The organism is Actinokineospora lacus, from assembly GCF_053813445.1.
The window spans coordinates 220,219-240,340 of record NZ_JBQERA010000002.1; the positions used below are offsets into that span (position 1 = coordinate 220,219).

Sequence of the window (20,122 nt, forward strand, 5' to 3'; positions counted from 1 at the left end):
ACGATGTCGAAGTCGGGTCTGCAAGACGTCCTGCCGCTCTCGCCCCTGCAGGAAGGTCTGCTGTTCCACACGGTCTACGACGACGAGGGCGCCGACGTCTACGGGATGCAGACGGTGTGCGCGCTGCGCGGCCCGGTCGACGTCGCGGCGCTGCGGGCGGCGGCCGAGACGGTGCTGCGGCGGCACGCGAACCTGCGGGTGAGCTTCCGCAGCCGCAAGAACGGCGAGACCGTCCAGCTGGTGCCCAAGCAGGTCGTCCTGCCGTGGTCCGATGTGGAGCTGGCGGAGTCCGAAGTGGAGTCCTGGCTGGCCCAGGACCGGAATCTGCGGTTCGACCCGGCGAACGGGCCGCTCCTGCGGTTCACGCTGATCCGGGTCGCCGACGACGACCACCGGTTCGTGTTCAGCAACCACCACCTGCTGCTCGACGGCTGGTCGGTGCCGCTGCTGATGGGGGAGCTGTTCGCCCTCTACCGCACCGCGGGCGACGACTCGGCGCTGCCCGCGCCGGTCCCGTACAAGAACTACCTGACCTGGCTGGCCCAACAGGACCGGGCCGCCTCGGTCGCGGCTTGGCGGGACGCGCTCGCCGGGGCCGAGCCGACCCTGGTCACCCCCGCGGGTGACCGGGACGCGGTGGCGCCCGCCCAGGTCGTCGTCGAGCTGCCCGCCGCGGTGACCGAGGCGCTGGTCGCGCGGGCCCGGGAGCTGCGGATGACGGTGAACACCGTGGTCCAGGGGGCGTGGGCGGTGCTGCTCGGGCTGCTGAGCGGGCGCGATGACGTCGTGTTCGGGGCGACGGTGTCCGGGCGGCCGCCGGACCTGCCCGGGGTGGAGCAGATTGTTGGATTGTTCATCAATACTCTTCCTGTACGAGTGAACATGGACCCCCGGGCGAGCCTGGGCGACATGCTGTCCGCCCTGCAGGAGCGCCAGGCCGCGCTGATGGACCACCAGTACGTCGGCTTGGCCGAGGTGCAGCGCGCGGCCGGGACCGGGGAGCTGTTCGACACGCTGCTGGTGTTCGAGAACTACCCCGTCGACGCCGACACCCTGCAGGAGTCCGCGGGCGGGCTCGGGGTGGTCGACGTGGCCAGCCACGACACCGCGCACTACCCCCTGACCCTGGCCGCGTGGCTGGCCGGGGGCCGCCTCGGGCTGCGCGTCGACTACCGGCCCGACCTGTTCGACCGGTCCACCGTGGAGGGCCACGCCGCCCGGCTGCTCACGGTGCTGGGCGCCGTGGCCGCCACGCCGTCGCTGCCGCTGGCCCGGCTCGACCTGCTCGGCGCCGACGAGCGCGAGCGGATGCTGGTGGACTGGAACGACACCGCGCACGACGTCGCGCCCACGACGATCACCGAGCTGTTCGCCGAGCAGGCCGCGCGGACGCCGTCGCGCACCGCCCTGGTCGTCGGCGAGCGGCGGCTGACCTTCGCCGAGCTCGACGCCCGCGCGAACCGCCTCGCCCGGCTGCTCGTGTCCCGGGGCGTCGGCCCGGAGTCCGTCGTGGCGCTGGCGATGCAGCGCACGGCCGACCTCGTCGTCGCCATGTTCGCCGTGCACAAGGCGGGCGCGGCGTACCTGCCGATCGACCCCGACCACCCGGCCGACCGCATCGCCTACGTCTTCGCCGACGCCGACCCGGTGCTGGTCCTGGCCGACACGCCCGTGCCCGAGCACCCCGTCGTGCTGACCTTCGGCGACCTCGACCTCGACAGCCACTCCGCGGCCCCGCTCACCGACCTCGACCGCCTCGCGCCGCTGCGGCCCGAGCACCCGGTCTACCTCATCTACACCTCCGGCTCCACCGGCAGGCCCAAGGGTGTCGTCGTCGAGCACCGCAACCTGGTCAACCTGTTCCACTGCCACGCCGCCGACCTCATCGCCCCGGCGCTGGCCGCGACCGGCGCCGAGGTCCTGCGACCCGCGCTGACCACCGTGTTCACCTTCGACACCGCCTGGGACCCGATCCTGTGGCTGGTCGCGGGCCACGAGCTGCACGTGCTGACCGACGAGGTGCGCCGCGACCCCGACGCCCTCGTCGCCTACGTCGCCGAGCACGGCGTGGACTTCCTCGACATCACCCCGACCTACGCCCGCCAGCTCCTCGCCGCGGGCCTGCTCGAGCAGCGCCGCGTCCCCGTCCTGATGCTCGGCGGCGAGGCCATGGGCCAGGCCCTGTGGGACGAGCTGCGCGCGGCGCCGGGAACGGCGAGCCACAACTTCTACGGGCCGACCGAGTGCACCATCGACACCCTGGCCTGCCCGGTCAGCGAGAGCGAGCGCCCCCTCGTCGGCCGTCCTGTGTGGAACACCCGCGTCTACGTCCTGGACGCGGCGCTGCGGCCGGTGCCCCCGGGCGTTCCGGGAGAGCTGTACGTCGCGGGCGCCCAGCTGGCCCGCGGCTACGCCAAGCACCCTGACCTGACCGCGACCCGCTTCGTCGCCTCCCCGTTCGCCACCGGCGAACGCCTGTACCGCACCGGCGACGTCGTCCGCTGGACACCCGAGGGCCTGCTCGACTTCCTCGGCCGGGTGGACCACCAGGTCAAGGTGCGCGGCTTCCGCATCGAGCTGGGCGAGATCGAGGCCGCCGTGACGGCGCATCCCGGTATCTCCGAGGCGGCCGTGGTCGCCCGTGAGGACAACGGCGTGATCCGCCTGGTGGCTTATGTTGTGTCAAACGCCCATCCACAGCCGACGGAGTTGTCCACAGGCGCCTCTGAGGCGCGTGGATCGTCGGTGCCCGCCGGTAGACTGGCCGAGGGGCGTCCCCCCTGGGAGTGGCGGGGGCTGTCCGAGGGAGGGTTTGCCGCCCTCGAGAAGGAATTGCGGGAGTTCGTCGGGCTTGGGTTGCCGGAGTACATGGTGCCCGCGGCGTTCGTGGCTGTTGAGGCGCTGCCGCTGACGGTGAACGGGAAGCTTGACGTCAAGGCGTTGCCCGCGCCGGATTTCGCCGCTGTGGTGCGGGGGCGGGAGCCGCGCACGGAGCGGGAAGCGGTTCTGTGCCGGGTGTTCGCCGAGGTGCTCGGGTTGGCCGAGGTGGGGGCGGACGACAGCTTCTTCGAGTTGGGTGGGGACAGCATCGTCTCCATTCAGCTTGTCAGCAGGCTGCGCAAGGACGGGGTCGTGGTCACGCCGCGGGAGGTGTTCCGGCACAAGACGCCCGCGGGGTTGGCGGTGGTGGCCCGGGAGGTCGGCGGGGGCGCGGTCGAGCGGGTGAGCGGGGTCGGGGCGGTGCCCTCGACGCCGATCATCGGGTGGCTGGCCGAGCAGGGTGGGCCGATCGACGGGTTCAGCCAGTCCTCCGCGGTGGACGTGCCCGGCGGGATGTCCGAGGAGCAGGTCGCGCTCGCGCTGGCCGCGCTGATCAACCACCACGACGCGCTGCGGATGCGGTGTTCCGGGTGGGCGTTGGAGATCCCGGCTCCCGGGACGGTGACCGGGGTGGTGCGGCGGGTTGTCGAACCGGCCGACCTCGGGGCGCTGGAGGACGAGGCGCGCTCGCGGCTGTCTCCCGAGGCAGGTCGGATGGTGCAGGCGGTGTGGGTGGACCGGGGGGATTCCCCCGGGTCGCTGCTGCTGGTCGTGCACCACCTGGTTGTCGACGGGGTGTCGTGGCGGGTGTTGCTGCCCGACCTCGCCGCGGCGCTGGAGGACGTGCGGGCGGGGCGGGTGCCGCGGCTGGCGCCGGTGGGGACGTCGCTGCGGGAATGGGCGCAGCGGCTCAACGCGGCCGACCGCGGGAACGAGGTGGAGCTGTGGCGGGGGATGCTGGCCGAGCCCGATCCGCTGCTGGGAGCGCGCGCGCTCGCCGCGTCGGACACCGTGGGGACATCGGTCAGCCGGACGCTGACGCTGCCGCCGGAGATCACCGAGCCACTGCTGGGCCGGGTGCCCGCGGCGTTCCACGCCGAGGTGGCCGACGTGCTGCTCACCGGGCTCGCGCTGGCCGTGTCGCGCTGGCGCGGGGGCGGGTCGGTGCTCATCGACCTGGAGGGCCACGGGCGCGAGCAGATCGCCGACGACATCGACCTGTCGCGGACCGTGGGGTGGTTCACCAGCCAGTACCCGGTGCGGCTCGACCCCGGGACGGGGACCGTCGACGCGGCGCTCAAGCGGGTCAAGGAGCAGCTGCGGGCGATCCCGGACAAGGGGCTGGGCTACGGAATCCTGCGCTATCTGGCGCGGGTTCCGCTGCCTGAGCGGGCGCCGCAGATCGGGTTCAACTACCTGGGGCGCGTCGACGCGGCCGGGTTCGGCGGCGGAGCCGACGGGGACATGCCCCTGGGGCACGCGCTGGAGATCAACGCGGCGGCGGTGCCGGGGGTCGGCCTCGTGGCCGACTGGACGTGGCCCGCCGGGGTGTTCACCGACGCCGAGGTGCGGGCGCTCGCCGAGGGGTGGTTCGCGGCGCTGGCCGAGCTGGCCGCGGTGGACGGCGGCGGGTTCACGCCGTCGGACCTGGCGGTGCCGGTGTCGCAGGAGGACATCGACGCCATCTGCGCCCGCTACCCCGACACCGTGGACATCTGCGCGCTGTCCCCGCTGCAGGAAGGACTGCTGTTCCACTCGCTCTACGACGTCGAGGGAACCGACGTCTACACCGTCCAAACAGTACTGAAGCTCGACGCCGACCCGGACGAGACCGCGCTGCGGGCCGCCGCGGACACGATGCTGCGCCGCCACCCGAACCTGCGCGGGGCGTTCGCGCACACGCCGTCGGGGCAGCCGGTGCAGGTCGTGCCCGCGCGCGTGGGCGCGCCGTGGGCGTCGGTGCGGACCGGTGACGTCGAGGGCTTCCTGGCCGCCGACCGGGCCGTGCGATTCGACCCGTCGGCCGCGCCGCTGATCCGGTTCACCCTGCTGCGGGTCGCGCCCGGCGACGTCCGGCTCGTGATCACCAACCACCACCTGCTGCTGGACGGCTGGTCGACGCCGCTGCTGCTCGACGAGCTGTTCGAGCTCTACGCGACGGCGGGCGACGACAGCGCGCTGGCCGTGCCCGCGCCGTACTCGGCGTACCTGGAGTGGCTGGCCGGGCGGGACCGGGTGTCGGCGACGAAGGCGTGGCTGGCGGCGATGGACGGGCTGGCCGAGTCCACCCTGGTCGGGCGCGGGGGCGAGCCGATGGTGCCCGAGAAGGTGCTGGTCGAGGCGCCTGCCGGGCTGGCGTCCGCGCTGGCGCGGTACGGCCGCGAGCACGGGGTCACCGCCAACACGGTCACCCAGGTGGCGTGGGCGCTGCTGCTGGGACGGCTCACCGGGCGCGACGACGTCGTCTTCGGGGCGACGGTGTCGGGGCGGCCGGGCGAGCTGGCCGGGGTGGAGTCGATGATCGGGCTGTTCATCAACACCCTGCCCGTGCGGGTGCGGCTCGACCCGGCCCGCACGCTCGCGGCGACGGTGCTGGCCGTGCAGGAGCAGCAGGCCGAGCTGATGGACCACCAGTACCTCGGGTTGGGGGAGGTGCAGCGGCTGACCGGGCTCGGGGAGCTGTTCGACACCTCGATCGTGTTCGAGAACTACCCCGTGGACGCCGACGGGCTGCGGGAGTCCGCCGGGGGGCTGGGGGTGGTCGACGTCGACGGGGTCGACGGCACGCACTACCCGCTGGGGCTGGCGGTGATGCAGGACGGCGAGCGGCTCGGGCTGCGGCTGGACTTCCGGCCCGACCGGTTCGACCGGGAGACCGTGACCGGGTTCGCCGAGGCGCTGCTGCGGCTGTTCGAGACGATCGTCTCCGGCGTCGACACGACCGTGGGTTCACTTGATGTCATGTCGGATTGTCAGCGTGTAGGATTGTTGAACAAGTGGAACAGTGCACAATCCGTTCCACTGGCCGACTTCCCGACGCTGTTCGAGCGCCAGGTCGCGCGGACGCCGGCAGCGATCGCCGCCGAGTACGGCGACGACCGGCTGACCTACGCCGAGCTGAACGCCCGCGCCAACCGCCTCGCCCGGCTGTTTGTCGACCGGGGTGTCGGGCCGGACACGGCCGTCGCCGTGGCGGTGCCGAGGTCGCTGGACTGGATCACCGCGGTGTGGGCCGTGCTCAAGTCCGGCGGCACGTACGTGCCCGTCGACCCGAGCCACCCCGCCGAGCGCGTCGCGTTCATCCTCGACGACGTCGCCCCGGCGCTCGTGCTGGCCGCCGCGCCACTGGCCTGCGACTACCCCGTCCTGCTGATGGACGACGTGCGCCACCAGGTCGGCGACCACGCGGGCACCGACCTGGCCGACGCCGACCGCCGCGCCCCGCTGCGCCTGGACCACACCGCGTACGTCATCTACACCTCCGGCTCCACCGGGCAGCCCAAGGGGGTCAGCGTCACCCACCGCGGCGTGGCGGGGCTCTCGGCCACCCACATCGACGGTTTCGCGGTGTCGCCGTCGAGCCGGGTGCTGCAACTGGTGCCGACCAGCTTCGACGTGTCCATGGCCGACATCGCCACCAGCCTGCTCGCCGGGGCCACGCTCGTCCTGCCCCCGCACGAGCCGCCGCTGGTCGGCGCCGACCTGGGCAACTACCTGGCGCGCAAGGAGATCAGCCACCTGCTGGTCTCGGCCGTGGTGCTGGCCTCGGTGCCGGAGACCGCGCTGCCCGCGCTGGAGTGCGTGATCACCGGCGGTGAGGCGTGCCCGCCGGAGCTGGTGGCGCGCTGGGCGCCGGGGCGCCGCATGGTCAACGCCTACGGGCCGACGGAGATCACCTGCACGGCGACGCTGAGCGGTCCGCTCGCCGTCGGCGCCGCCGTGCCGATCGGCTCCCCGGCGGCGAACGTCCGGGTGTACGTCTTGGACGGTGCGCTGCGGCCGGTTCCGGCCGGTGTCCCCGGGGAGCTTTACGTCGCCGGTGCCGGGGTCGCGCGCGGGTACCTGAACCGGCCCGCGCTGACCGGGGAGCGGTTCGTCCCCGACCCGTTCGGACCCGCCGGTGGGCGGATGTACCGGACCGGGGACCTGGTGCGCTCGCGGGTCGACGGGACGCTGGAGTTCGTCGGGCGGGTGGACGACCAGGTGAAGATCCGCGGCCTGCGGGTGGAGCTGGGCGAGGTGCAGGCGGCGGTCATCGGGTGCGCCGGGGTGTCCGAGGCCGCGGTGATCGTCCGGGAGGACCAGCCGGGGGACAAGCGGCTGGTGGCCTACGTCGTCGGCTCGGCGTCCGGGGCGGACATGCGGGCGCACGTCGCCGCGCTGCTGCCGGAGCACATGGTGCCCGCGGCGTTCGTCCCGCTGGACACGCTTCCCTTGACCCGTCACGGAAAGGTCGACCGGGCGGCGCTGCCCGCACCGTCCTACGGCGCGCCGTCGGCGGGGCGGGCGCCGCGCACGGAGCGCGAGACCCGGCTGTGCGAGCTGTTCGCCGACGTGCTGAACCTGCCCGCCGTCGGCATCGATGACGGGTTCTTCGCCATGGGCGGGCACTCGCTGCTGGCGACCCGGCTGGTGGGGCGCATCCGGTCCGCCTTCGGCGTGGAGCTGCCGGTGCGGGCGGTGTTCGAGGCGCCCACGGTGGCGACGCTCGCGCTGTACCTCGATGGCGGCTCCACCGCCCGTGCCGCCGTCCGGCGCTACGAGCGGCCCGCCGAGGTCCCGCTGTCGTTCGCCCAGCGCAGGCTGTGGTTCTTCCAGCGCCTGGAGGGCGCGGGCGGCACCTACGACATCCCCTTGGCCCTGCGGCTGTCCGGTGCGCTGGACCGCGACGCCCTGGCCGCGGCGCTGGGGGACGTGGTCGGGCGCCACGAGAGCCTGCGCACGGTCTTCCCTGACACGGATGGGCGCCCGCGGCAGGAGGTCAAGCAGGTGCGCGTCACCCTGTCAAACGACCATCCACAGCCGCCGGAGTTGTCCACAGCCGCCGATGATCACCCAATCGTGGCCCCCGGTCTCGGTAGACTGGACCAGGGGTCGCCCCCCGGGGAGTGGTGGGGGCTGCCCGAGGTCGGGCTTCGGGTGTCGGTGGCGGCGGTGCGGGAGGCTGAGCTGGGGGAGGTGTTGTCCCGGCTGGCTGGGCAGGGGTTCGACTTGGCGGTCGATCTGCCGCTGCGGCTGCATCTGCTGGAGGTTTCCGCGGATGAGCACGTCTTGCTGATGGTGATGCACCACATCGCGACCGATGGGTGGTCGTTGGCGCCGCTGGCGAAGGATTTGTCGGAGGCGTACCAGGCGCGGCTGGGTGGGGACGCTCCTGAGTGGAACGAGTTGCCCGTGCAGTACGCGGACTACGCGTTGTGGCAGCGGGATGTCCTGGGCAAGGAGGACGACCCGGAGAGTCCGCTGGCGCGGCAGTTGGAGTTCTGGACGCGGCAGTTGGCCGGGCTGCCGGAGGAGCTGGAGCTACCCGCGCAGCGAGCGCGGCCCAGTGAGGCCAGCTATGTGGGCGGGACCGTCGGGTTCACCGTGCCCGCGGCCCTGCACGCGCGGCTGGACGTGGTGGCGCGTGAGCACGGGGCCAGCATGTTCATGCTCGTGCAGGCCGCCGTGGCCGTGCTGCTGACGCGGCTGGGGGCGGGGACCGACATCCCGATGGGGACGGCGGTGGCCGGGCGGACCGACGAGGCGCTGGAGGAGCTGGTCGGGTTCTTCGTCAACACCCTGGTGCTGCGGACGGACACGGCGGGGAACCCGAGTTTCGTGGAGCTGCTGCGGCGGGTCCGGGAAACGGTGCTCGCCGCCCACGACAACCAGGACGTGCCGTTCGAGCGGCTGGTCGAGGTGCTCAACCCGGTGCGCTCGCTGTCGCGGCACCCGCTGTTCCAGGTGATGCTGGCGTTCCAGAACAACGCCGAGGGGAGCCTGGAGCTGCCGGGGCTGGCGGTGTCGTCGGTGCCGGTCGAGGTGGACGTGGCCAAAGTGGACCTCGCCTTCGACATCGGCGAGGAGCGGGCCCCCGACGGGGCCCCGGCGGGGCTGGACGGGCAGCTGACGTTCCGGACCGACCTCTACGACCGGGAGTTCGCCGAGCGGATGGCGCAGTGGCTCACCCGGCTGCTCGCGGGCGTCGCCGACGACCCGGACCGCCCCATCGGGGAGCTGAACCTGCTCTCGGAGGGCGAGCAGCGGCGGGTGGTGCGCGACTGGAACGCGACGCGGACCCTGGTGCCCCAGAAGGGGTTCGCCGAGCTGTTCGCCGACGTCGTGGCCGCCTCGCCGGGGGCGAGCGCCGTCGTCAGCGACGACGGGGTGCTCAGCTACGCCGAACTCGACGCGCGCGCCGCCCGGCTGGCCGCGGTGCTGCGGGAGCGGGGAGCCGGGCCGGAGCGGATCGTCGCGCTGGCCATGCAGCGGTCCGTGGACGCCGTCGTCGCGGTGGCGGCTGTGCTCAAGGCCGGGGCCGCGTACCTGCCCATCGACGCCGACTACCCCGACGAGCGCATCGCCTACATGGTGGCGGATTCGCGGCCGGTCCTGCTGGTCACCGACGAGGCGACCACGCTGCCGCCGCTGGACGTGCCCCGGCTGCTGGTCGACTCCGTGGACTGGGACGGACCGCCCGCCGAGCCGGGGTTCGCGAGCCTGGACTCGGCTGCCTACGTCATCTACACCTCGGGCTCGACCGGGCGGCCCAAGGGCGTCGTCGTGTCCCACCGCGGGGTGGCCAGCCTGGCCGCCGGTCAGGTGTCCAAATTGGACGTCCGTGCCGACAGCCGGGTGTTGCAGTTCTCCTCGCCGGGTTTCGACGCGGCGTTCTGGGAGATCTGCATGGCGCTGCTGACCGGCGCCGCGCTCGTGGTGCCGGGCAGGCGGATGCTGCCGGGGCCGGAGCTCTCGGAGCTGTGCGCGCGGCTGGGCGTGACCCACGCGACGATCCCGCCCGCGGCGCTCGCGGTGCTGCCCGACGGCGGGCTGCCCGCCGGGTCGACGCTGGTCGTCGCCGGGGAGGCGTGCCCGCCGGAGCTGGTGGCCCGGTGGTCGGGGCACGTGCGCATGATCAACGCGTATGGGCCGACCGAGACGACGGTGTGCGCGACCATCAGCGAACCCCTTGCGGGACGGGTGGTTCCGCCCATCGGCGAGCCGATCGCCAACACCCGGGTGTACGTCCTGGACGCGTACCTGCGGCCGGTGGCGCCCGGTGTGCCCGGCGAGCTGTACGTGGCCGGGTCCGGCCTGGCGCGCGGCTACCTCGGACGGGCCGACCTCAGCGCGGGGCGGTTCGTGGCCGACCCGTTCGCGGGCGGCGGGGCCCGCATGTACCGCACCGGCGACCTGGTCCGCTGGCGCGACGACGGCGTCCTGGACTACCTCGGGCGCGTGGACGACCAGGTGAAGCTGCGCGGGTTCCGCATCGAACTCGGCGAGGTCGAGGCCGTGCTGGCGCGCGCGCCCGGGGTGTCGCAGGCAGCCGTCGTGGTGCGCGAGGACCGGCCGGGCGACCGGCGGCTGGTGGCCTACGTCGTGGGCGAGGCGGACGGGCTGCGGGAGTTCGCGGGCCGCGAGCTGCCGGACTACATGGTGCCCTCGGCGGTGGTCGCGCTCGACGAGCTCCCGGTGACCCCCAACGGGAAGCTCGACCGGCGGGCGCTGCCTGCCCCGGAGATCACCACCGTGGTGGGGCGCGCGCCGCGCGGGCCGAAGGAGCAGCTGCTGTGCCAGCTGTTCGCCGAGGTGCTCGGGGTGGCCGAGGTCGGCATCGACGACAACTTCTTCGAGCTGGGCGGGGACAGCCTGCGGGTCGTGGAGCTGGTCAGCCGGATCAGGGCCACGACGGACATCGCGGTGACCAACCGGGGCCTTTTCGAGGCGCCCACCGTCGCCGACCTGATGTCCCATGTGGAGGACGATGGCGACGCGTTCGCCGTGCTCCTGCCGCTGAGGTCCACGGGCGGTGAGCCGCCGCTGTTCGCGGTGCACCCGGCCGGTGGGCTCGCCTGGATGTACTCGGGGCTGCTGCGCCACCTGCCCGACCGCCCGCTCTACGGCTTGCAGTGCCGGGGGCTGGACACCGGTGACGGGCTGCCCGCGAGCATCGAGGAGGCGGCGGCCGACTACGTCCGCCGGATCAGGGAGGTGCAGCCGCACGGGCCCTACCACCTGCTGGGATGGTCGCTGGGCGGGTTCATCGCCCACGCCATGGCCGCGCAGCTGGAAGCCGCGGGGGAGCGGGTCGCGCTGCTGGTCAACCTCGACTCGATTCCCGATGGGGACCTGGACGAGGAGCACCCCGAGAAGGACGCCTTCGGCACTATCCTCGAATTCGTCGGCCATCCGGAGGCCGAACCGGCGGATTACCACCGGGTCAAGGAGATCCTGCGGGAGAGCGGCAACGTCCTCGCCGGGTTCGACGAGGCCCGGATGCGGGCCTTCGGCGCCGTGCTGGCGAACAACCGCCGCATCACCGGCGGTTTCGCGCCCGCGCGAATCGCGGGCGACCTGGTCGTGGTGGTGGCCGCCACCGACGACGAGGCCGCGCGCACCAGGACCGAGCAGGCGCTGCGGGCCTGGACGCCCCACGTGGGCGGACAGGTGAGCACCCACCGCATCGCCTGCGAACACGGGGAGCTGACCCAGCCGGGCCCGCTCGCCGAGATCGGCCGGATCGTCGCCGACCGGCTGTCGCGCAACGACTGTGAGGAGACCTGGCAATGACGAACCCGTTCGAGGACGACAACGCGAGCTACTACGTCCTGGTGAACGACGAGGGCCAGCACTCGCTGTGGCCCGCGTTCGCCGACGTGCCCGCGGGCTGGACCGTGGCGCACGGCCAGGACAGCCGTCAGTCCTGCTTGGACCACATCAACGCCAACTGGACCGACATGCGCCCCAAGAGCCTGATCGACGCCATGGAGCGTGCCAGCTGACACCCACCTTTTGGGCCGCGTCCTCATGGGGCGCGGCCCAAAGGTGTGTCATGCCTGCGCGATGAACACGTACTCCCGGCCGGGCCGGTCGGGGGCTTCCCGGACGTCCAGCACTCGGTAGCCCTCGGCGACCAGGCTCGATTCCAGCTCGTCACGGCCGCGGAAGCGGACGGTGGAGTCGGAGGTGACCGTGGTGTCGCTCGACAGGAACCGGTAGGTGTAGCGGAAAGAGACGAGCGGCAGGCTCACGTCGGTGACCTCGCGCCGCTGCTCCACCGTCCCGATTCCGGGGATGTCGAGGACGACGTGAGCCGGGTCGGCGGCCCAGTCCTCCCAGACCCGCCGCTCGGGACGCCTGGACTCGAACACGAGGTGGCCGCCGGGGCGCAGGGCGGCGTGGATGCCGCGCAGAGTGCGGGCCCAGCCGTCGTCGGTGAGGAAGACCTGGGCGACGTTCGCCGTCATCACGGCGAGATCGACGTTGAGCGGGGGCAGTGATGTGGCGTCGCCGTGGAGCCAGGTGATTCTTCCGGTTGTGTCCTTGGGCTTGGCCACTTCGAGGGATGCCTGGGCCGGGTCGACAGCCACGACCGTGCGGCCGCTTCTGGCGAGCAGGACGGCCAGGCAGCCTGTGCCGCAACCGATGTCGAGAATCTTGGTGGCGCCCAACTCATCGGCGATGCCGAGGTAGGCCGTGAGGTCGTCGCGAGGGCCGTCGAAGACGTCGTAGATCGGGGCGAGGTCGGGATGGGCGAAAATCGCGTCGGGCACGGGGCGACCGTACCTCCCGTCTGCCGTTCCACCGACGGAGTTTCAGCTGCCAGGGGTCTGCTCCGAGCGTGGTTGTGTCACAGGAGGCGCGCCCTCGATCGGAGGGCTTCTCTTGACTTCGCGCGACTAGGTGAATGTGTGCCACCGTGCCACGACCGGACGATCACCCTGGATGGCGAAGAACTCCTCGGCGGCCCGTACGACCTCGTCGTAGGGGATTTCGCTGTTGAGCGAGAACTCGGTGGCGTTGTCCATGTAGTCGTAGTCGATCGTCTCATCGGTCGCGGGTTCGCCATTGTGACTGGACCAGGGTCCGGTCCACTCCCGCCCGCTGTAGTAGAGCACCCCGCGATCTCCGTTCACGCCCACGCAGAACTCTGGGGTCTCGTCGTCATCGTCGACGTACCATTGGCTCAGCAGGGGCGCGCCGTACTTGACCGAGTCGAGGCGGATTCGTTCCACGAAGTTTCTCACGGCCGCGACGTCAGAAACTTTTCGCGGTCCCTCGTCCCGCCCGTAGTAGGCGTTGATCTTCATGGCTGGGCCGTGTGTCTTGGGCGTTGGTGATCCGCGCGGGCGTTGCTCCCTGGGAACCCCTTAGTCCGCGACCAGCACAAAGGACCCGAGCTAGGACATCGTGTCCTAGCTCGGGTGAGGTCTGGTCGGGAGTGGGCCGTATTGTCCTGGCGATTAGCCTGCGACACCCAAATGGGTGGCCAGTTTCCGCAGGCGGTTGCGGCCATCATGTGATAGCTGAGGACTGCTGTCGATGATCATGGCCGTCGTCTCGCGGCCGAGTACCTGGTACCGCAGCCACTCGGGAACCTGTCGCACCAGGTCGTGCAGCAGGCTCACGGCCGCTTCCGGTTGGCCCTCGTGGGCTTGGGCATTGGCGACGTTGAGCAGGTGGCGTGTCCGGGTGAGCACGGCCGCGCCACCGTCGTGTCGGATACGTTCGGCGAGCATGAGGGCTTCGCCGTAGTCGCCGGTTTCCACGGCGTAAGCCACCGATTGCATACCGACAGTCGTCGGGCCGAACCAACTGCCGTAGTCGTCCACGTGGTCTGTGCCCAAGCGATGGGCGGCCACTTGCATGAGATTGAGCAGGTCTTTGGCCTCGGACCTTCGTCCCAGGCGGGATGCGGCTGTCATGCCGTTCCACAGAAGGCCGCCCCAGCTCATCAGTTCAGGGGTTTTGGCTCGGCCAAGTCGCGGTTCGTGGGCTTCTGCCGTGCTGACTGAAAGATCCTGTGCCTCATCCAACCGGCCCTGCCGGATAAGGACGAACGTCACCGCGTTGGTGGCGTCCGCCGGGGCCAATGGGTTGTCTGTTCGGTTGGCGTTGGTCACTGCGGCTTTGGCCGCTATCCAGCCCAAGTCTTCATGGCCGAGCTGCGTCAGCACGCCCGAACACACGCTATACAGTTTGCTCAGCTCGGTCAGCACAGCGTTGCGCTCACTGCCGCTGAGTCGTTCCGCCAGTACCTGCGCGGCCGTGATAGTCGTGGGCAACAGGTCTGCCAGGTGGGCGAACTCCCCTGAGTAGTACAGCCGCCAGGCCGCTCGCGAGGACTTCACCACGTCAGCCGACGTGACTGGCTCGGGTTCCTCAAGGGCGCCAGCACCGATGGGTTGCAGGACACGCCGAAGTGCCTCGACCCTGCCGACCAGGGGTGGCGGTTCGGCGGCTTGGAAGACCGGTTGCTGCGACAGCAGGACCGAGAGCGGGACGTCGAGGGCTGAGGCGATCTTGTAGAGGTTTGAGATCAGGGCGGTTTGCCGGTTGCCCTGCTCCAGCCGACGTACCAGGTCAACCGAGATGCCTGCCCGTTCCGCCAGTGACTCCTGGGTGAGGTTGGCCAAGGTGCGCAGTCGGCTGACGTTCTCACCGATGGGCGGCCAGGGATGCGTCATGCTGCTCTCCAGGGGAGTGATGCCGACGTACGTGAGAGTACGTGACCGCCTGGCTGTGAGCGGTTTCCTCCCGCTCGCTGTGGCAGGGCACTCCGCGGTCGCTGTTGTCGCGCACAGTCGTGTCTTTCTTGAACGCGTGGATCGTAACCATCGACGACCGGTCAGAAACGACGAAAAGTCCTCTATCGGGTGGATTCACCGGATCAGGGCTTGACGTGGTTGGGCGGGTTACGTGGTGTGGATGCGGTCGATCTCGCGCCAGATCTGGGTGGCCAGGCGGTAGTTGTCGTGTTGTTCGGCCAGTTGGGCGGCGGCGCGGAGGGTGGTGATGGCGGCGTCGGTGCGGCCCAGTTGGTGGAGGGCTTGGCCGTGGGTGTGGTGGTGGCGGATGACGTCGGTGGTGGTCAGGTGGGCCGGGGTGTGGCTGGTCAGCTCGCGGGCTCGCTGGGGGTCGCCGGTGTGCAGGGCGAAGCGGGCTTCGATGAGGGTGGCGTGTTCGTGGCCGCGCGCGGATTCGGTGAGTTCGGCGGCGGCGCGCATCCAGCGGATGTAGGTGGCGGTGTCTTCCAGGGGCGCCTGGGTGTCGAGCAGGGCGGAGGCGGCGGCGCGGGCGAAGCGGCCCCAGTCGCGCAGGGAGGTGTCCGGGTGGGCGAGCATCCGGTGGGCGTGGCTGATGTGCAGGTGCGCCTTGTCCGGCTGGCCCATGCGGGCGTAGGCGATCGACGCCGCCCAGTGCGAGCGGCCGTGGACGGTGGGGGAGGCCAGGGTGTCGGCCAGGTCGAGCATGGTGTTGATGAGGGCGTCGATGTCGGCGGTGTCGCCGGAGTCGACCTTGACCGAGACCAGCACGCCCAGCGCGCGCACGTGTTCGGCGGTGTGGGCCAGTTCCGTGCCGGGCAGGGCGGAGACGGCGGCCTCGGCGTGCGCGTGGGCCTCGCCGAGGCGGCCGCAGTCGCGGGCGGCGGTGGCCTGGTCGACGCGGAGCTTGACGATCAGCTCGGGGACGCCGAAGTCCTCCGCGGTCTGGACCAGGTCGACGAGCAGGGCGTAGCGGGAGGCGTGCTCGCCGCGCAGGTTGAGCACGTCGTGCAGGGCGATGCCGTGTTCGAGGGCGGCGGCCGGGTCGGTGGCGGCGGCGTAGGCGCGCTGGTGGCGGGCTTGGGCGTCCTCCCAGGCCCCGACGTCCCACGCCGAGCGGGCCAGGACGCCGTGCACGAGGCGGCTTCCGGCGTCCTCCGGGGAATCCGGTCCTCTGGGCAGCACCGGTCCGCCGACCAGTTCCTCGGCCGAGACCCCGAGGGTCTGGGCGATCTGCAGGACCACTTCGAGGGTGGGCACCCGTGCCCCTGACTCCAACAGCGAGATGTAGCTGGGGTTGACCACGGTCCCGGCCACGTCCCGCTGAGACAGCCCGCGTTCCCGGCGCATGCGCCGCAGCCGCTGGCCGAACTCCGGCTGCCGGATGCCGACGATGGCCACGACACCCCTAACTGTTTCGGTTGTGGGCTTACTTGGGCGGGATGGGCAGGATCTCCCAGGGCCAGTCACCGGGGCCGTTCACCCGGAAGTCGATCCCGACCTCGGCGGTGGTGGCGGTGGCGATACCGGGAGCGCAGGCTAAGCCACAGGTCAGGGCGGCGGCGACGAGTACCGCTCGGGTCAGGGTGGAGAAGCGGCCGTGTCGGACGTTTACTGTTGTCATGGGTATTTTCTATCCCCCGCGAGGGCCCCTTGACAACGGTCATTGCAGCATGAGGCAACCGCGCGTGGGACGTCCACAGTGGACGATTTGAAATCGTTGATTCCGCGGTGGTGAAACCCGGTGCGCGCCATACGCTCAGGGCGTAGCAACTCCACCGCCGAAGGGACCTGCCGTGGCCGACATCATGATCGAGGCCGACCGCATCACCAAGAGCTTCGGGTCGGTGTCCGCGCTGTCGGAGGTGAGCCTCGCCGTGCCCCAGGGCACCGTGCTCGGCCTGCTCGGCCACAACGGCGCGGGCAAGACGACCCTGGTCAACGTTCTCACCACGCTGCTCGAGCCGACCTCGGGCACCGCGCGGGTGGCCGGGTTCGACGTCTCCCGTGACGCCCAGATCGTGCGCTCCCGCATCGGGCTGACCGGGCAGTACGCCTCCGTCGACGAGGACCTGCCCGGCAGGCACAACCTCGTGCTGATCGCCCGGCTGCTCGGCGCCGGTCGCCGGGAGGCGGGCGAGCGCGCCGACGAGCTGCTGGAGGTCTTCGGGCTCACCGACGCCGCCAAGCGCATCGCCAAGACCTACTCCGGCGGGATGCGGCGCAGGCTCGACCTGGCCGCCAGCCTGGTCGGGCGACCCGGGGTGATCTTCCTCGACGAGCCGACGACCGGGCTGGACCCGGCGAGCAGGCTCGGCATGTGGGAGATCGTCGAGAACCTGGTCGCCGGTGGCGCGACGGTCCTGCTGACCACCCAGTACCTCGACGAGGCGGACCGGCTCGCCGACGCCATCACGATCCTGTCCGAGGGCAAGGTCATCGCCTCGGGCACCACCACGCAGCTCAAGAACGACGTGGTGGGGCAGCGCACGGTGACGGTCACCCTGGCCGTCGCCGACGACCACGACACCGCCGTCGGCGCGCTCACCCGGGCGGGCCTGAACTCCACCTACGACCAGGGGCGCAACGCGGTGACCGCGGCCGTCGCCGAGTCCGCCCAGCTCGCCACCGTGGTGCGGGCGCTCGACGAGGTCGACGTGGCCGTCGCCGAGCTCGCCCTCGCCGAGCCCACCCTGGACGACGTCTACCTCGCCCTGACCCGTCAGGCGCAGGCCGACGCCAGGGCCGCCGCCTGACCCGCTTGCGACACCCCATCAGTCCTGTCTGATTGTTGAACAATCCGACTTCTGGACGCCGCGTCATGGGTCGCTCGTCGCCGTGCTCGTTCCCGTCAACCGCCGAGCCGCTGCTCACTTGTTGGATTGTTGAACAAAACTACAGTTGAACAAAACTACAGGTGAACAGTCAGTCGAGCTGCCCTGGTCCGCTGTCCACCGGGGCTGGTCACTGGTTGGTCAACCTGACTGTCAACCGGGCAATCACCGCCCGAGAGCCCGAGGAGATCCCGCGATGACCGCAACCGTCGCGCCGCCCGTTCCCGCCGTCGACGACGTGCGGCCCGCCGCGCCCGCCGCGTGGCAGGGAACCGGGGTGCTGACCCAGATCCAGGTACTGGCGGGCCGCTCGCTGCGCGCTCTGCGCGAGCCGCGCCTGCTGCTGCCCAGCCTGATCGAGCCGCTGATCCTGCTCGTGCTGTTCGGGCAGGTGTTCAGCAGCATCGCCAAGACGCCCGGCTTCCCCGCGGGCGTGAGCTACATCGACTACCTGCTGCCCGCCATCCTCATCACCACCGGTGTCGGCGCGGGCCTGCAGTCCGGCGCCACCCTCACCGCCGAGATGCGCAACGGCGTGATCGGCCGGTTCCGCTCCATGCCGATCCGCACGGTGTCCATCCTCGCCGCCCGCGGGGTGGCCGACGCCGTCCGGCTGGCGTTCGAGCTGGTGATCCTGGTGGTGCTGGGCGCGCTGATGTTCGGGTACTCGCCGTCGGGCGGCATGCTCGGCACCTTCGCCGGGCTGCTGATGGGCGTGCTGGTCGGCATCACGCTCGGCTGGGTGTTCATGGCGGTGGCCGCGGGCCTGCGCCGTCCCGAGGTCGTGCAGATGGTCGGGTCGCTGGCGACCTTCCCGCTCATGTTCGCCTCCAACGCCTTCGTCACGATCGAGAACCTGCCGGGCTGGCTGCAGGTGTTCGCCTCGGTCAACCCGCTGTCCTACGCCATCACCGCCTCCCGCGGCCTGGCCCTCGGCGACCCCAACCCCATCGCGATCCTGTCCGCGGTGGCCATCTGCCTGCTCATCACCGCGGTCGCCATGCCGCTGGCGATCCGCAGCTTCCGCCGCGCGACCTGACCCACAACGGCCGACGCCCTGCCCCGCGCCACGCGGGACAGGGCGTTCTGGCATGTCTGGAACGAGACCTGGATGTCCTGCGAGGACGTTCCGCGCCAACGCGGGACACGCGTTCTGGCGTGATCGGGCAGGCATGGGGAAAGTCGGTGGACAGTTTCCCGCCACGCGAGGCAGGGCGAGGCGGGGCGTCAGGGCGACAGACGGGCGCGGGGAACGGTCGGACAGCGGGACAGTTTCGCGCCACGCGGGCAGGTCGGGTGGTGTGCCTCAGGGCTTATCAGGCGTGGAACGTTCCAGCAGCGACAACAACCCGCCCCGGCGGAGGCGGGGGCGGGGTGTGTGGCGTGGATCAGGGCTGATCGGGCGGGCGCGTGGAACGGCCCGGCGGCGGAAATGGTCCGCGCCGCCGGGCCGTTGGCTGCCCCCGGTTCAACTCAAGCCATCTCCAGGAGCTGGCACAGGTGCCGCGCTGGATCGCTGGCGGCGGAGGTGATGCGGGCGGTGGGGCGGACCGCGGCGGTGTGGCCGTCGCGGGTGAGGCGGACGCGGCCGCCGCCGGTCAGGTGCAGCAGGACCCGGGCGTCGGTCGGGACGCGGCCGGACTGGGCGGCCTGCCACAGCGAGGCCACGGCCACCCCGGAGCCGGGCACCAGGTCGATGCCCTCCACCGCCTCCACCATCGCCATCGCGCGGCGGGTGGCGGCGGCGTCGGCGACCAGGACGTCCCCGGCGCTGTCCATCAGCACGTCGCGGACGCCGCCGCGGACCTGGTAGGGCGGGGTCTTGTTGGTCAGCTCGCCCGCGAGCGCGCCCTCCTGGCCGAGGTCGGCCGGGGCGGCGCCGTACCACCACAGGTCGTGGATGGGGGCGAAGGCGGCGTTCTGGCACATGACGACCCGCGGGACGCGCTCGCCGGTGGTCGCGGCGATCCGGGAGGCGGCCTCGTGGGCGGCGATGGCGCCCGCCGCGCTGCCGACGGCCTGCACGTAGTAGTCCGGCAGCGCGCCCATCGTCTCGGCGGCGGCGAGCATCGCGGTGGCCAGGCCGTCGCGGCGGGCCACGTTGCGCACGCCGCCCTCGGCCTGGTAGCCGGGCAGGTCGGAGACCAGCGCGGCCAGCTCGATGGCGTCGGCGTAGCCCGCGTCGTCGCCGAGGGCGACCAGCTGCACGCACGGGTCGAGCGGGCCCGCGAAGCGCATCACCGGCAGCGCCCAGCCGGGCACGATGATCAGGCACGGCACCCGGTAGCGGCTGCAGATGCGGCCGAACGCGGCGGCGGTGTTGCCCGCCGAGGCGATGACCAGCGTCGGCGTGCGCTCGGGCAGGCGGCCCAGGACGGTGTACGCCTCGAGGTCCTTGAACGTGCCGGTGGGCAGCGTGGCGCCGCGCTCGGGCCAGTAGCCGGAGAAGGCGACCCACAGCTCGCGCAGGCCGAGCACCTTCCCCAGGGCCTCGGAGCGGTAGACGACGCTGTGCGCGGCCTCGGGCAGGGTGCGGCGGACCGGGAGCCAGTCGCGGTAGCGGAACAGGCCGGGCTCGTCGGTGCGGGGGCGCAGGCTCGGCTGGGTGTATTCCGTGGCCAGCAGGGCGGGCTCGTGCGGGCGCGGACACGACAGCATCAGGCCGTCGTCGTCGTGGCGGGCCGCGCAGACCGGGCAGACCAGGGCGTAGTGCGACAT

10 protein-coding genes are annotated in these 20,122 nt (G+C 71.8%); 4 read left to right on the plus strand and 6 right to left on the minus strand.

Features of this window, described 5'->3' with window-relative positions; genetic code table 11:
• The first annotated feature begins 3 nt into the window (after positions 1–3).
• Positions 4–11,595, plus strand: a complete 11,592-nt coding sequence (locus tag ACTG9Q_RS05520; protein ID WP_455571508.1) for an amino acid adenylation domain-containing protein — start codon at positions 4–6, stop codon at positions 11,593–11,595.
• A complete protein-coding gene (locus ACTG9Q_RS05525) occupies positions 11,592–11,807 on the plus strand; it encodes an MbtH family protein (RefSeq protein WP_455571509.1) in 216 nt (71 codons plus the stop codon). Before ACTG9Q_RS05520 ends, ACTG9Q_RS05525 begins: the two co-directional genes overlap by 4 nt.
• 48 nt (positions 11,808–11,855) lie before the next feature.
• On the opposite strand, the gene ACTG9Q_RS05530 is transcribed toward ACTG9Q_RS05525, so the two are convergent.
• The 5 genes from ACTG9Q_RS05530 to ACTG9Q_RS05550 form a co-directional block, all read right to left on the minus strand.
• Positions 11,856–12,578 carry a class I SAM-dependent methyltransferase gene (locus ACTG9Q_RS05530; RefSeq protein WP_455571510.1) on the minus strand — a complete coding sequence of 241 codons (723 nt, stop codon included), beginning with the start codon at positions 12,576–12,578 and terminating at the stop codon, positions 11,856–11,858.
• Between the two features lie 126 nt (positions 12,579–12,704).
• Complete coding sequence (locus ACTG9Q_RS05535; protein WP_455571511.1) at positions 12,705–13,115, minus strand: Imm1 family immunity protein; 411 nt, start codon at positions 13,113–13,115, stop codon at positions 12,705–12,707.
• A gap of 153 nt (positions 13,116–13,268) precedes the next feature.
• Positions 13,269–14,492 carry a helix-turn-helix domain-containing protein gene (locus ACTG9Q_RS05540; protein ID WP_455571512.1) on the minus strand — a complete coding sequence of 408 codons (1,224 nt, stop codon included), beginning with the start codon at positions 14,490–14,492 and terminating at the stop codon, positions 13,269–13,271.
• Positions 14,493–14,720: 228 nt separating this feature from the next.
• A complete protein-coding gene (locus tag ACTG9Q_RS05545) occupies positions 14,721–15,971 on the minus strand; it encodes a helix-turn-helix domain-containing protein (RefSeq protein ID WP_455571513.1) in 1,251 nt (416 codons plus the stop codon).
• Between the two features lie 28 nt (positions 15,972–15,999).
• On the minus strand, positions 16,000–16,194 hold the full coding sequence (locus ACTG9Q_RS05550; protein WP_455571514.1) for a hypothetical protein: 195 nt from the start codon (positions 16,192–16,194) through the stop codon (positions 16,000–16,002).
• 172 nt (positions 16,195–16,366) lie between these two features.
• On the opposite strand from ACTG9Q_RS05550, the gene ACTG9Q_RS05555 reads away from it, so the two are divergent.
• Both ACTG9Q_RS05555 and ACTG9Q_RS05560 read left to right on the plus strand, forming a co-directional pair.
• Positions 16,367–17,326 (plus strand): ATP-binding cassette domain-containing protein, encoded by a 960-nt coding sequence (locus ACTG9Q_RS05555; RefSeq protein ID WP_455571515.1) that lies wholly within the window; start codon positions 16,367–16,369, stop codon positions 17,324–17,326.
• A 274-nt stretch (positions 17,327–17,600) separates the two neighbouring features.
• The gene (locus ACTG9Q_RS05560; protein ID WP_455571516.1) at positions 17,601–18,443 is read left to right on the plus strand and encodes an ABC transporter permease; all 843 of its coding nucleotides are present in this window, start codon (positions 17,601–17,603) and stop codon (positions 18,441–18,443) included.
• Positions 18,444–18,877: 434 nt separating this feature from the next.
• Here ACTG9Q_RS05560 and ACTG9Q_RS05565 read toward each other — a convergent pair whose 3' ends face one another.
• Entirely contained in the window at positions 18,878–20,122 is a 1,245-nt protein-coding gene (locus ACTG9Q_RS05565) for a cysteate synthase (protein ID WP_455571517.1), read from the minus strand.